The sequence below is a fragment of the Clostridium frigoris genome, from assembly GCF_018861865.1.
GTDB lineage: Bacteria > Bacillota > Clostridia > Clostridiales > Clostridiaceae > Clostridium_AD > Clostridium_AD frigoris.
The window spans coordinates 16991-31709 of record NZ_JAHLDV010000041.1 but is presented as its reverse complement, the minus strand read 5'-3'; the positions used below and the strand labels follow the sequence as shown (position 1 = coordinate 31709).

Below are 14719 nucleotides of genomic sequence, written 5' to 3'. Positions count from 1 at the left end.
GAGTTCATTCGTATTTACTTCATTTTGTGGATTATTAATTGAGTTTTTAAGAGATTATTTTAAAAAATATGCTGAGCTAATACTTGTTGTTGTTCTGTCTTTAAGTGTTGGAATTGCGATTACTATCATGAGTTCTGGAGAATTACATGCAAATGTGAACTCATTTCTATTTGGAAGTGTATTAACTGTAACAAGAGATGATTTATATGCTGTCTTAGCTTTAAGTCTTGTATCAATTGTGACACTAATAATATTATATAATAAGCTTGTTATTATAGCTTTTGATGAAGAAGCAGCAAAAGTTGGAAGAATAAATGTTAAATTAATTAATTACATATTTGCTATATTAGTTGCTGCTACAATATCTGTTTCTATGAGAATTGTTGGAGTACTTGTTTTAAGCTCAATGATTGCTTTGCCTGTAGCTACAGCAATGCAATTAGAGAAAGGGTTTAGATCAACTCTTTTATACTCGATATTGTTTAGTGTGATAGACATACTCTTGTCACTATTTATTTCTTATTATATGAATTGTGCGCCAGGAGGAATAACTGCGTTGATTTCAGTTGTATTACTTGCAGTAGTTATATTGATAAAGAAGATAAATTCATTATCATTAAAAAAACGTTCCAATTAGGTTTGATGAAAAAATACCTATAATTATAGTTACTTAGAGAGGGTGTTAAGTTGAAAATTAGTGAGGTAACAAATAAAATTATGATATATAAACGTAATAGATTATCTTATGCTGTAATGACAGTGGTTGTAATTATTTTAGGATTAGGTTCAAGAAAGATGTTTAATTTCATTCCGGATTTATTGAATACATATTTGGGTGATGCTCTGTGGGCATTAATGATTTTTCTTGCTTTGGGATTTGTTTTTAGAGAGATGAAAACAAAGTTAGTTGCAATAATTGGGATATTATTTTGTTATCTTATTGAATTGAGCCAGTTGTATCATGCTAATTGGATAGATACTATTAGAAATACAACTATTGGAGGATTGACACTAGGATATGGATTTTTGTTGAGTGACTTATTAGCATACACCATAGGAATTGGAGCTGGTGTAACTATCGAAATTTTGATCAAAGTAATTAAAAAAGGAGTAAGGTATGAATAGATTAAATTCTATAGATGATATAAAAAGTATGGGTTATTTAAATAATCCATACTTTTTTAAAATTATAATAATTGAAATTTTAGTCCATAATGATCTATATTTATAAATACATCTTCAAGATGTTCAAAATTAGCACTAGCGCATATTTTAATCATTTCTACTTTGGATATTCTATCATTAATAGATGGACCCATTTTGGTTTCTTTTTTCTCCCAGTCAATAATACAAAGTAGTCCACTCGGTTTCAGAACTCTTCTTATTTCATTGAAGTATTTAGCTTTATTTTCTACTTCATGAATAACATTACATATAAAGACGTAATCAATTGAAGCATCTTGGATTGGAAAGGAATATTCTTCACTCTTTATAAATTCTATATTAGTAATACCTTTTGCCTTCTCTTTTGCAATATCAATCATTTCAGGCATTATGTCAAGGCCAATTACATTTCCTTGCTTTAGAATATTAGCTGCAGGGATGCTAAAGTATCCAATGCCACAACCTACATCAAGCAAGGACCCTTTAGCGCCTATTTGAAAATTTTTTAAGGTTTGGGCAGGAGGCATAAGTTGTCTTCGTGTTGAATTATCTAATTTTTCTAAGCTTTTAATATTGAATTTGTGCATATAAACACTCTCCTTTAAATATATCTGTATATTCAATTATAGTGATATTATAACATGAAACTCCTAAAATTTATCTTTTAATCATTATTATATTTTATGATTAAAAGATAAATTATATTTGATTTAAACATTGTTATTTGACATTCTAAAATTATAAATATTTTTTAATTTCATCGGGTGATGGAACCCTTCCCATAATTTTAACTTTTCCATCTACTACGAGAGCAGGTGTTTTCATAACTCCATAAGCCATAATTTCTTTAAAATCAGTAACCTTTTCTATAGTTGCCTCAATACCTAAATCATCTATTGCTTTTCTTGTATTTTCCTCTAGTTTTTTGCAATTAGAACATCCTGAACCTAAAACTTTTATTATCATAATATTTCTCCTTTATAATTTATTATTTTTTAAACAAATAAGAATGAAAATGCATTAAATAAATATCCTATTATAACTATACCGGTTGCAACTATAGCTACAAATATAGCCAATAATTTAGGTTTTACAACTTTACTAAGCATAATTATTGATGGAAGTGAAAGTGCGGTTACTGCCATCATAAAGGATAACACTGTGCCAATACCTACACCTTTACCAAATAATGCTTCTGCTATTGGTAATGTGCCAAATATGTCAGCATACATTGGTATGCCTACTGCAGTTGCTAGCAAGACTGCAAAAGGATTGTTATTTCCAACTACAGTTTCGATTATTGATTGAGGTATCCAATTGTGAATCGCAGCGCCAATACCGACACCTATTAAAACATATAGCCAAACTTTATGAACTGTATCTTTAACCTGCTGTTTTGAATAAGATATTCGCTCAGACCTTGTCATCTCAATTATTTCTACATCCACATCTTTTATTTCTTTTACGTAACCTTCTACATATTTTTCAAGGTGTAATTTATCAATAATAGTTCCACCTATAACTGCTAAAATTAATCCTACAACAACATACGCTATAGCAATCTTAGCGCCAAAGAAAGACATTAAGATTAATAAAGATGCCAAATCTACGAGTGGTGAGGATATAAGGAAGGAAAAAGTTATTCCAAGTGGAAGTCCTGCTGAGTTAAATCCTATAAATATTGGGATGCTAGAGCAACTACAAAATGGTGTAATGGTTCCAAGTAATGCTCCTAATATATTTCCTTTAATGCCCTTAATATTTCCAAGAATTTTTTTTGTTCTTTCTGGTGGAAAATAACTTTGAATATAGGATATAAGGAAAATCAATACCGATAATAGTATAAATATTTTTATAGTGTCATAAATAAAAAAGTGTACGCTACCACCAAGTCTCTCTTTAATGGATAGTCCAAATACGTTTTCTACAAAGCTTTGAATAAGATTTGAGAGCCAAGTCATTTTTAAAATCTCATTATTTAGCCAAGTAAATATTCGAGGTATTACATTCATTATTGTCACCTACCTAAATAATATTTTGAATTATTGATGTAAAATTAGTTATTAGGATTACATTTGGTTTTCAATAACTCCATGTATTGATCGCCTTTATCAAGTTTTTTTAGATCCGCTTGAATCGTTGTATAATTTTTAGAATTTGAAATTATTTTTTCTAACAGTTCGTTTAGAAATTCATTATCCTTGTTAATATAATAATATATAAACTGTTCTTGTCTTTCATCTTTTACAAAACCCATATCTCGAAGTTTACCTAGGTGTTTAGAAATTTTAGGCTGAGATTCTTCTAATATTCCTTGTATTTGGCATACGCAGAGTTTTTTATGGGATAATAATACTAAAATCCTAAGTCTCGTTTCATCAGATAAAACTTTAAATAAATTCATTAATTTTTCCATTAATTTCACATCCTTAAATTTAATTATAACAACATTATACTTATATGCCCATGTGAGTATATAAGTATAATATTCCTTAAGCGTCTATTTGTCAACTATTTATTTAAATGAATAATTGATAAATAAAATGAGTTTTGGACTTTTCGGTCCGAAATGATAAGAGAAAACATCGTAGGTATAAAGTTACATGAAAAATGTGGGTTTAGGGAAATTGAAATAGATATCAAGATTATTTTTTTAAAATTATGGGAACACTTAATGAAGTAATGAATAAAATACTATATAGAAGAACGTTAATGTATGTATAAATTATATCCTATTTTATTAGTAAACTAATTGACATAACATAGACAAGGGTGTATATTATATATAGACGTATGTGAATATAAGAGGTGATGAAGTGAAAAATAATTATGATGATAGTGCAAAACTTATTAAAGCACTTTCAGATGCTAGTAGACTTAAAATAATTGACCTTTTGTCCTGCGGTGAAAAATGTGCTTGTGATATACTAGAGCATTTTGAATTTACACAGCCAACACTTTCTCATCATATGAAGGTATTAGTTGACAATGGAATTGTAAAATGCAGAAAAGAAAAACTATGGAGTTACTATTCACTAAATAATAATAACTGTAATAAACTTATATTATTTCTTATGAATCTTGTTACAGATAAAGATGAATGTATATGTAATGATAAGACTAAAGATGAATGTGATTGTAAATAATAAAAAATATAAAGGAGTGTTTTATATGAAAAAAATGATAATATTTGAACCAGCTATGTGTTGCTCAACAGGAGTTTGTGGACCGGGAGTTGATAGACAATTATTAAGAGTTTCTACTGTAATAAATAATTTAAAAAATAATGGAATTTTAGTTGAAAGATATAATTTATCAGGTAATCCGCAGATGTTCGTTGATAATAAAACAATAAATAAGATATTAAATGATGAGGGGGTAGATGTGCTTCCAGTTACGATGGTGGATGATGTTGTTGTAAAAACAAAGAAATATCCAACGGACGAAGAGTTCGCCAGTTTATTAGACGTGCCAGTAAGTTCTTTAAAATCAGTTATCAAAAAACCATCTATAAAAAAGTCATCAACAGGTTGCGGTTGTGATGGTGGATGTTGCTAATATTTAAAATCTAAAAAAAATTAATTATAAAACAAAATATAAGAACAGATAAATATATAAAACAGGAGGTGTTTAATAACATGGAAATTTTTAATCCTCAAAATATTAAACTTACAAAGTATTTATTTTACACAGGTAAAGGTGGTGTAGGAAAAACTTCAACAGCTTGTGCAACTGCTGTAAATCTTGCTGATAGAGGGAAAAAAGTGCTTCTTATAAGTACAGACCCTGCATCAAATCTTCAAGATGTTTTTAACACAGAACTTACAAATAAGGGTGTCCCAATTAAGGAAGTACCAAATCTTATAGTTGCTAACCTTGACCCAATTAAAGCAGCTGCAGAGCATAGAGAAAGTGTGATTGCACCTTATCGTGGCAAATTACCTGATGCTGTTCTTAAAAACATGGAAGAACAGCTTTCTGGTTCATGTACTGTTGAAATTGCAGCATTCAATGAATTTTCAAAATTTATAACAGATGAAAAGCTACAAAAGGATTATGGCCATATTATATTTGATACTGCGCCAACTGGTCATACACTTAGAATGCTTCAATTACCATCAGCCTGGAGTAGCTTTATTAGTGAAAGTACACATGGTGCCTCATGTTTAGGCCAGCTTTCAGGACTTGATAGTAAAAAAGAAATATATAAAAAGGCAGTAGATACCCTATCGGATGGAAGTTTAACAACACTTGTGCTTATTTCTAGGCCAGAAATGACTCCACTTAAAGAAGCAGAAAGAGCATCAAAGGAATTATCTGAAATTGGCGTTAATAATCAAACAATGATAATAAATGGTGTGATGAGCTCTTTCGATGATAGTGTATCTGAAAGTCTTTATCAAAAACAACAGAAATCACTCCAAGAAATGCCAGAGGGTTTAAAAAAAATTAAGACCTACATGGTACCACTAAGAGCTTACAATATAACAGGCATGAATAATGTAAGGGCCCTTCTTACTAAAGATAATTATAGTATAAGTAGTGAGAAAATAAATGCAAAAACCATTCCATCTCTAAAAGATGTTATTGAAGATTTATGCAAAGGCAATAAAAAGGTAATATTTACTATGGGTAAGGGTGGTGTAGGTAAAACTACAATTGCAGCAGCTATAGCACTGGGATTATCAGCAAAAGGAAAAAAGGTACACCTTACTACAACTGATCCTGCAGCTCATCTTAAATATGTTATTAAAGAAAACAGTAACATTACTATGAGTCACATTGATGAGCACGCTGAACTTAAAAAATATCAAGATGAGGTATTATCAAAAGCTAGAGAAACTATGGCGGAGGAAGATATCGCATATGTTGAGGAGGATTTAAGATCTCCATGTACGCAGGAAATTGCAGTGTTTAGAGCTTTTGCTGAAATAGTAGATAAAGCAGAGGATCAAATTGTTGTCATTGATACCGCTCCAACGGGTCATACTCTATTACTACTTGATTCAACGCAAAGTTATAACAAAGAAATTAAGCGTTCACAAGGTGATATACCTGAATCTGTTAAAAAATTATTGCCAAGACTCAAAAATGCAGATGAAACTGAAGTTATAATTGTAACTCTTGCTGAAGCTACTCCAGTATATGAAGCAATGCGTCTTGAAGAAGATTTAATACGTGCAACTATTTCAACTAAATGGTGGGTTATTAATTCATCCTTATACAAGACGGGTACAACTAATAAGTTACTATCCGCTAAAGCAAGTAATGAAATTGAATGGATTAACAAAGTTGATGCACATGCAAAGGGTAAGTTTGCAGTTATTCCTTGGAGCCCTGATGAAATTAAGGGTGATAAATTAAACGAATTGTTAGTATAAAATAATTTATTATGTACAATAAAAATATTTAATAGCAAAAGAGTTAATACTTTAGATAATAAACAAAATAGTTTATATAATGTATGAAGTTAACAGAAACTTGAGGAGGACTATAATGAGGATACTTGTTATTGGTGCGGTAGCTGCAGGAACATCTGCTGCAGCTAAAGCCAGGCGAAATGATGATAACGCTGAGATAGTTATATATGAAAAAGACAGGGATATATCATATTCGGGATGTGGAATCCCTTATTATATTGGTGGTGAAATTGAGGATATTTCTGACCTTACTCCAAGAGACCCTGTATTTTTTAAGGAAAAATATAATATTAATGTGTTTACAGGTTTTGAGGTATTAAAGATAGATATACAAAACAAAGAATTAACTGTTAAAAACATTAATACTAATGAAGTTTTTAAAGATAAATATGATAAGTTAGTAATTGCAACGGGGGCAACAGCATTTGTTCCTAATGTTACTGGAGTAGATAAAGATAATGTATTTTTCGTTAGAAATGTTCAAAGTGCTAGAAATATCAAAAATTATATTGAAAAAAACAAACCACAAAATGCAGTTATTGCAGGTACAGGGTTTATTGGATTTGAAATGCTTGAGAGTTTAATGGCAAACAAGATAAATGTAACTATTATAGAAAAGCAGAGCAAAATAACACCTAATCTTGATGAAGATATGGCTACTTTTTTAGAAAATATTCTAATTAAGAAGAACATTACTATTATCAAAAATACAGGTATTGCTGATATACAGGATAATAAGGTTATTTTAGAAAATGGTACAGAGGTAGTTTCTGATATGGTTATTATGGCAACTGGAGTAAAACCTAATATAATGCTTGCAAAGAATGCAGGAATAGAAATTGGGGTTACCGGTGCAATAAAGGTTAACAAGAAGATGCAAACAAACATTGAAGACGTTTATTCATGCGGTGACTGTATTGAAACTTTCTCTGTAATTACTGGCAATCCAGTATACAGGCCACTTGGTTCAACAGCAAACAAAACAGGAAGAATTGCTGGAGACGTTCTTAGTGGAGGTACTTCAGAATATAGAGGTAACATTAGTACTGGAATATTTAAACTTTTTGATTTGGCAATTGCAAGTACAGGATTGTCTGAAAAGGAAGCAAAAGAAGAGGGGTATGAAATAGTTACGTGCCATAATATAAAATACGATAAACCTGAGTATTTTAATGGCAAGGAAATGCTTATAAAGGCGATTGCAGATAAGGTTACCCAAAAGCTTTTAGGTGTTCAAATTATTGGATATGAAGGAGTCGATAAGAGAATAGATGTGTTTGTAACATTAATTACTTATGGTGCAAAGGCTTGCGACCTCTTCCACTTAGATCTAGCTTATGCACCTCCATTTTCAACAACTAAAGATCCTGTTCATTACACTGGAATGATACTTGATAACATCTTAAATAAGAATAGACCTGTCATCACAGCGAAGAAGGCACAAGATTTAATTGATAAAGGCGAGAAAATGCAGGTTATTGATGCAAGGATAAATAAGCAATATAATGAATGCCATGTGGACAGGGCAGTTAATATACCACATGCAGAGTTAAGAAAAGAGTTAGAAACCTTAGATAAGGATCTTCTAACAATTACTTACTGCAATAAAGGAGTAACTGGAAACGCCACACAAAATATTTTAATTAACCATGGCTTTAATAAGGTTTACAATCTTTCAGGAGGTCATAAATTTTACAAGGCGACAAAAACAAAATTAGAATGAAAATGGATTTATTAGGGGGATTTTATTATGAATGAGAGACCAAGACTATCATTACTTGATAGGTTTTTAACCTTATGGATATTCTTAGCTATGGCAGTGGGTATTTTATTAGGCTGGGCGGTGCCGGGAGCATCAGTTGTTTTATCAAAATTATCAGTGGGCGATACATCAATGCCTATTGCAATTGGACTAATAGTAATGTTATATCCACCACTTGCAAAGGTTAATTACAAAGAACTTGGAAAGGTATTTAAAAGTCCAAAAATTTTAACTTTATCTTTAGTACAAAATTGGATTATTGGACCAATATTAATGTTTATACTAGCAATAGTTTTCTTAAGGTCAGATCCAGGTTTAATGACAGGACTTATATTAATAGGTGTTGCAAGGTGTATTGCTATGGTAATAGTCTGGAATCATTTAGCAGGTGGAGATAGTGAATACGCTGCAGCACTCGTAGCTTTTAATTCAATATTTCAAATAATATTCTATTCAGTATTTGCATATGTTTTTGTAACAGTATTACCACCTTTATTTGGGCTTACTGGGTATAAAGTGAATATTTCAATGGGAACTGTAGCTACATCTGTTGCAATTTATTTAGGAATTCCATTTGCACTCGGATTCCTCACAAGATTTATTTTAGAACCTAAAATGGGAACTGAGTGGTATACAAAGAAATTTATACCAAAGATTAGTCCGTTTGCTTTAATTGCGTTGTTATTTACAATAGTAGTTATGTTTACTTATAAGGGACAATATATTGTTGAACTTCCACTAGACGTAATTAAAGTAGCTATTCCACTATTAATTTATTTTGTTATTATGTTTTCGGTGTCGTTCTATATTAGTTATAAATCTGGATTTGATTATAAGAGAACAGTAACACTAGCATTTACAGCTGCAAGTAATAATTTTGAGCTTGCTATTGCAGTTGCAGTAGCTGTATTTGGAATACAATCCAAGGAAGCTTTTGCAGCTGTTATTGGACCACTAGTTGAGGTTCCAGTAATGATAGGACTAGTTAATGTAGCATTACATTGGAAAGGAAAATATTTTCCAAAAGAGAAGGCTTAATTTAGTATATTAATCAAATGAATTTGTATTCCCTCAGGCTAATTAAATCATCTCCTTGGTCGCTACAATCAGTTTAGAGGGAATTATAAATTACTGCATATATATAAAGGGGAATTATATTATGAAACCAAAGGTAGCATTTATCTGTGTTCACAATTCTTGTAGATCTCAAATGGCAGAGGCTCTTGGAAAAAAGTTTGGGTCATCTGTGTTTGAATCATATTCTGCAGGAACTGAAACCAAACCTCAAATTAACCAAGATGCAGTTAGAATAATAAAGGAATTATATAATGTAGACATGAATAAAACTCATAAATCAAAATTAATTGATGATATACCAGAGGCCGACATTGTAATAAAGATGGGCTGCAATGTAGTTTGCCCAATTGTAGCACACAGGTATGAGGAAGATTGGGGACTGGACGATCCTACTGGTAAATCTGATGAGGAATTTATTAAAATAGCTAAGAACATTGAAGAAAAAATTAAGGACTTAAAGAAAAGAATAGATAATAATGAAATTAATTTAGATGCGCAAATGTCATGGTAGATTAGAGTGTGTTTTATAAATCTATACTAGTATATTACAAGTTTATATTAAATGCTGTTGTTTGTGACAATAATACTTTATTTGGGTAGTATAAGTGAAAGCCACATGTTGGAATTGTAATATCCAGCATGTGGCTTTCAATTTGTGGTTATATGCTATTCTTTAAGTAGTATGAATATATTTCATACTTAGGATATATATATAAAATTTTAAACTTTTATATAAAATTTACTGTATAATTAAATAGACATAATATGTCGTATTCATAAAAAATTACAAATAAAATATTTATATTGAGGTGTTTTAAACATGGAAGAGAATAAGCTGTTTAAAAATGTAAAAAAAGTTATACAAGGCAACAAGGTAATTATCATTATTATAATGACGGTTATTGCAGTCTTTTTTATTTATAATATAGGGTTTTATTTTGGTAAACTCTTGTACTACATTAGTCATTAAATCATCTTCTACCATGTTTTATGATGATGAAGTCATAAACAGTCCATCAGACCCCTTAGGAGAAAGATCTATACCTTCAATTATTTATGTAGAGAACAGGAAATAATTTAAAAATAATAGAATATTTCATATATTAAAAGTTAATACTCCTAATAAGGTGCATGAAAATAGTCTGCGATTTGGACTTGATATGCATTTAGATGCACCTAAGGCGGGGGTAAGTATGAGGAAGATAGTATGTGCAATTTTAATTTTTATGATAATGTTTACCAGTGGATGTGTTCAAAAAAAAGTGACTACTTCGGTATCCAGAAAGTATTTAGTTTATAACTTAGGAGAATTGCCAGCAGATTTGTTAATGGTAGACAATGATAATATTCGTGAAAAAGATTTGTTATTAGCCTTATTTGAAGGATTAGTAAGGGAAGATAAAGATGGAAAAATAGTGCTTGGAATGGCAGAAAAATATGAGATTTCGAAAGATAAAATTGGGTATACATTTAAATTGAGAAAAAATCTTCACTATAGCAATGGGACAGATATAAAAGCTACAGATTTTGTAAGGCTTTTTCATGATATATTATTAGAAAAAGGAAATGCTTTTTCAGAGCAATTATATTGTATATTCGGAGCTAAAGATTTTAGCCTGGGAAAGGTAACTTTTGATAAAGTTGGAATCGTAGCATCAAAGGATAATTTAAGTTTAGAGATAAGGTTAAATAGCCCAAAGGATAACTTTATTAATATCCTTAGTAATCCAGTTTATACACTAAGAGAAGATAATTTAAATATGAAAAACTGGAAAGATAACTATAAACAAATTGAGTATAGTGGTCCATTTATTATAAAAGGCATAAATAAAGCGGGGGAAATAACACTATTAAAGAATCAAAAGTATTGGAGAGCAAATGAAATTGTTAGCAGTGAAATGTTGTTTACGTCAGTAATTGGAGATGAGAAAGCACTTGCTGATTTTGAAACTAATGGAGATAGTGAAAACTCGAAAATTGATGTATTTGTAAGTCCACCAATAAGTGAAATAAGTACTCTTAGTGATGAAAAGAAAACTGAAGTTAAACCTACACAAAGTAGATATTATCTGAATTTTAATTTAAAAGATAAGGGACTCGTAGACCAAAACTTTAGAAATGCAATAAATGAAATAATAAATAGAAAATTGATAATAGAGACTTTATCAGAAGACTTGGCGGTTCCAACAATGAGTTACACCCCTTATACGAGTAATAGTGATAAATTGATTTTTGATGAATCTCGAAATGAAATTAAAGGCAAAGAATACTTAAAAAATAGTAATTATGATAAGGAACAAAAATTAGTTATGGTGTATGAAAATAAAAATTTTGATACTAAGATAAGTGGAGAAATATCAAAAAGCATAAAAAAGTATTTAAATATAGATGTAGTTTGTACAGGTTATCAAAAAGATGATCTTAAAAAAGTAATAAGTTCGGGAAATTATAATATAGAATTTACAGGAAATGATGAAGAATATGGAGATGTATATAAGTTCTTTTCTAAATGGACAGCGAATTCAAAAGATAATATTTATGGATACAAGAATGCAGAATATGATAAAACTATAGATAAAGCATTGATGGAAAACAATGATAATAAAAAAATAACAATTTATAATAAGGCACAAAAGATACTCGTAAAAGATTTGCCATGCATACCTGTATATATAGCTAATACTGTAATATGTAAAAAAGAAAACATTAAAGATATCTATACAACTAAAGGCGGAAATCTAAAATTCGATTACGCTTATAAGGACAATAAAACGGTTACAAAATAACAAACAATGATTTCTAAAGCTTAATCTAAATATGTTAATTTGGAATTAAGAAATTTTTATACTCTATTTTGGAACGGCTAAGCTTTTTTCGTGGATTATGCTAACAAAGTATATATTGCGTAAAATACATTTGAACAAGCTTTAACAATTCTTAATTTATATTATTTATAGTTGCGTTAATAAAAATACATGTCTGAGCGCAGCGAGTTTGTATTTTTTAGCAACTGTGAATAATATAAATTTTAGAATTGTTTAGCGTTGTGAATGTATTGGAGCAATATATACTTTTGTTATAGCATAATTTCAGAAAAATTATTAGACAACACTATTATTGATTATGGAAGAATATTGTTAAGAAAAATATAAACATATTTTTGCTACTATCAAAAGATGATTTACTTTGTTTAAAGCTTTCTTTACGTTTGTTGTATACAACATTTTTGATGAATATAGATGCTAATTCATTATTCTCAGGTGTTGGAGTCTCTGGTGCTCTGAAATTATCGTCTTGAATTAAATCTTCTGACTTTAATGAAAAATTCCTGTAATGTTCTGAATTATCTAAGGATGGAGAATCAGGCCAACTTAAAACAATGCCAGAGTCTAAAATTTGGTGCTTAAAAATATCTTGAAGCATATTTGAGTTATCCTCTATAGTATTAAAATCAGAATATAAGATTAGGCTATAGATGTAAAGCATAATTTCATCAGAGGTATATGTTACTTCTTTTTCGGCACTTTCTTTTAGCAGTATTCCCTTCTCACTATCATATAATTTTGTGAGCTTTTCAAATAAATCATCACTAGTATCCTTAAACTTATGCATGGAAGTACTATTATATATAAGTGTACAATTTATAAAAAGCATACAGGAATAATCTAATTTAGCATTAATAATTAAAGAGGGTTTAGCATTATATTGTTCGATTAGTAAATCAAGAAAATCGATTAACAAATTTTTGCATTTCTCAAGGCCTGAATACTTGTAAAAAATATTTAGGGCTAAGCATATCTTGTTAAGTTCTTCAAATGATACGTTGTAAATTTCTTCTTTATATAAAGTGAACATATCAAGGATGTCTAAAGCAAATTTTTCATATTCCTGTTCATCATTATCAAAAGAAGAGTATTTGTAGTAAGCGGCCATCATAAAAGCTTGATCGGAAAATTTAAATTTGGTGTTTTTGTCTTCAAAATTAAAATCTTCTTGCATAGGATCTGTTATATCCTTTTTATCTACAAAAAGCCCATCTTTATTTCGGAAATTAGAAGCATAAAATTCTAGTTGTTCTTTGCATAGCTTAAGATAAAGGGAGCTTAGTGCATATTTAGTATCATCTATTTTTTTAAAGCTACGATAATATTCTACGAGTTCTAATAATGATAAAGTCATGAACGCGTTGCTGTTAATGGTTATTTCTTTTTTTACTTTGTTTTCATTCCAATTTAATGTACCTTCTTTCATTTTTAATTTTGCATCTGCCTTTTTGTAAACACATAAAAGTGGAGAATTTAAATTAATTGTGTTAATATCAATCTTAGAAAAAGATTTAGATCTTAAGTCTCGTGCTGGAATATATACCCCACATTTGGAGTAAAAAACTATATCTTTTAATGATTCTTTTGATAAGTAGAAAAATTGATTTCTTATGTTGTTTTTGTTCAATGTATTGACTCTTAGAAAAGGTCCTAGAAAATTCATTATATCACCACCATATATTAGTCCTTATATAGATAATATGATTACATCTAGTAAAATGTGCTAGTTTTATGAAATTAGAAAGGAAGAATTTATATGAAGGCTTAAAACAAATAATAGGTAATAATAAAAGAGTACTATAAGTAGTATAGATAAAAGGAGAAATCAATGAAAAAAATAATAATTGCAAGTAATAATAATCATAAAATAAAAGAAATAAAAGAAATTTTATCTGAGTTTGATTTTGAAATATTATCTTTAAAAGAAGCTAATATTAATATTGATGTAGACGAAACAGGAAGTACGTTTAGGGAGAATGCATACATAAAGGCTAGTGAAATTTTTAAAATAGCTGACGGGAACATGGTACTTGCAGATGACTCAGGTTTAGCTGTGGAATCGTTAAATGGAGCACCAGGAGTTTTTTCAGCAAGGTTTGCAGGTGTCCATGGAGATACTTTAGCAAATAATGAAAAATTATTATATCTTTTAGATGTTGCAAGTGAGGAGGAGCGCAAGGCTAAATTTGTTTGCGCAATGGTACTTATTGTTAATGAAGATAAAATAATAAACGTACAAGGTGAAGTGGATGGAGTAATCACATCTGAATTCAGAGGCGATGAAGGTTTTGGGTATGATCCATTATTTTATGTGAAAGAATATAAAAAAACATTTGCTCAGATGAATGCTGAGGAAAAAAATGCTATTAGTCATAGGGGAAGAGCATTAAATAAATTAAAAATTGAACTTAAAAATTTAGTGTAGTAAATATAGTTATTATGGAGTAAAAAAAGAGTAGAACAAATTAAAA

15 protein-coding genes and 1 pseudogene are annotated in these 14719 nt (G+C 29.7%); 11 read left to right on the top strand and 5 right to left on the bottom strand.

The genetic code is table 11. The features are described from left to right. Nucleotides 1–637: metal ABC transporter permease (locus KPL37_RS14725; RefSeq protein ID WP_216150544.1), on the top strand; the 637-nt coding region annotated here is incomplete at its 5' end. 80 nt (nt 638–717) lie between these two features. Continuing rightward, on the top strand, nt 718–1125 hold the full coding sequence (locus KPL37_RS14720) for a ribosomal maturation YjgA family protein (RefSeq protein ID WP_216150549.1): 408 nt from the start codon (nt 718–720) through the stop codon (nt 1123–1125). A gap of 62 nt (nt 1126–1187) precedes the next feature. Here KPL37_RS14720 and KPL37_RS14715 read toward each other — a convergent pair whose 3' ends face one another. From KPL37_RS14715 to KPL37_RS14700, 4 genes are all read right to left on the bottom strand, one after another. Beyond that, nucleotides 1188–1751, bottom strand: a complete 564-nt coding sequence (locus KPL37_RS14715; protein ID WP_216150542.1) for a class I SAM-dependent methyltransferase — start codon at nt 1749–1751, stop codon at nt 1188–1190. Nucleotides 1752–1902: 151 nt separating this feature from the next. Continuing rightward, the gene (locus KPL37_RS14710) at nt 1903–2130 is read right to left on the bottom strand and encodes a thioredoxin family protein (RefSeq protein ID WP_216150541.1); all 228 of its coding nucleotides are present in this window, start codon (nt 2128–2130) and stop codon (nt 1903–1905) included. 29 nt (nt 2131–2159) lie between these two features. Continuing rightward, entirely contained in the window at nt 2160–3176 is a 1017-nt protein-coding gene (locus KPL37_RS14705) for a permease (RefSeq protein WP_216150539.1), read from the bottom strand. Between the two features lie 44 nt (nt 3177–3220). Beyond that, complete coding sequence (locus KPL37_RS14700; RefSeq protein WP_216150537.1) at nt 3221–3580, bottom strand: ArsR/SmtB family transcription factor; 360 nt, start codon at nt 3578–3580, stop codon at nt 3221–3223. A 400-nt stretch (nt 3581–3980) separates the two neighbouring features. Here KPL37_RS14700 and KPL37_RS14695 point away from each other — a divergent pair, with 400 nt between their 5' ends. The 8 genes and pseudogenes from KPL37_RS14695 to KPL37_RS14665 all read left to right on the top strand — a co-directional run bounded on the left by KPL37_RS14695 (nt 3981) and on the right by KPL37_RS14665 (nt 12209). Then, nucleotides 3981–4310: an ArsR/SmtB family transcription factor gene (locus KPL37_RS14695; protein ID WP_216150547.1), complete on the top strand. Its 330-nt coding sequence runs from the start codon at nt 3981–3983 to the stop codon at nt 4308–4310. A 25-nt stretch (nt 4311–4335) separates the two neighbouring features. Continuing rightward, a complete protein-coding gene (gene arsD / locus KPL37_RS14690) occupies nt 4336–4722 on the top strand; it encodes an arsenite efflux transporter metallochaperone ArsD (RefSeq protein WP_216150535.1) in 387 nt (128 codons plus the stop codon). Between the two features lie 80 nt (nt 4723–4802). Further along, nucleotides 4803–6545: an arsenical pump-driving ATPase gene (gene arsA, locus KPL37_RS14685; protein ID WP_216150533.1), complete on the top strand. Its 1743-nt coding sequence runs from the start codon at nt 4803–4805 to the stop codon at nt 6543–6545. Between the two features lie 115 nt (nt 6546–6660). Continuing rightward, complete coding sequence (locus tag KPL37_RS14680; RefSeq protein ID WP_216150531.1) at nt 6661–8307, top strand: FAD-dependent oxidoreductase; 1647 nt, start codon at nt 6661–6663, stop codon at nt 8305–8307. 27 nt (nt 8308–8334) lie between these two features. Continuing rightward, the gene (gene arsB / locus KPL37_RS14675; RefSeq protein WP_216150529.1) at nt 8335–9384 is read left to right on the top strand and encodes an ACR3 family arsenite efflux transporter; all 1050 of its coding nucleotides are present in this window, start codon (nt 8335–8337) and stop codon (nt 9382–9384) included. Nucleotides 9385–9505: 121 nt separating this feature from the next. Then, entirely contained in the window at nt 9506–9934 is a 429-nt protein-coding gene (locus KPL37_RS14670; protein WP_216150527.1) for an arsenate reductase ArsC, read from the top strand. Nucleotides 9935–10394: 460 nt separating this feature from the next. Continuing rightward, a pseudogene (locus KPL37_RS19830) lies at nt 10395–10499 on the top strand (phosphodiester glycosidase family protein); the annotation flags it as partial. A 51-nt stretch (nt 10500–10550) separates the two neighbouring features. Then, on the top strand, nt 10551–12209 hold the full coding sequence (locus KPL37_RS14665) for a peptide ABC transporter substrate-binding protein (RefSeq protein ID WP_216150525.1): 1659 nt from the start codon (nt 10551–10553) through the stop codon (nt 12207–12209). A gap of 328 nt (nt 12210–12537) precedes the next feature. Here the strand turns inward: KPL37_RS14665 and KPL37_RS14660 are convergent, their stop codons facing one another. Then, nucleotides 12538–13911 carry a hypothetical protein gene (locus tag KPL37_RS14660; RefSeq protein WP_216150523.1) on the bottom strand — a complete coding sequence of 458 codons (1374 nt, stop codon included), beginning with the start codon at nt 13909–13911 and terminating at the stop codon, nt 12538–12540. Nucleotides 13912–14076: 165 nt separating this feature from the next. On the opposite strand from KPL37_RS14660, the gene KPL37_RS14655 reads away from it, so the two are divergent. Next, a complete protein-coding gene (locus KPL37_RS14655) occupies nt 14077–14673 on the top strand; it encodes an XTP/dITP diphosphatase (RefSeq protein ID WP_216150521.1) in 597 nt (198 codons plus the stop codon). The last annotated feature ends 46 nt before the right edge of the window (nt 14674–14719 follow it).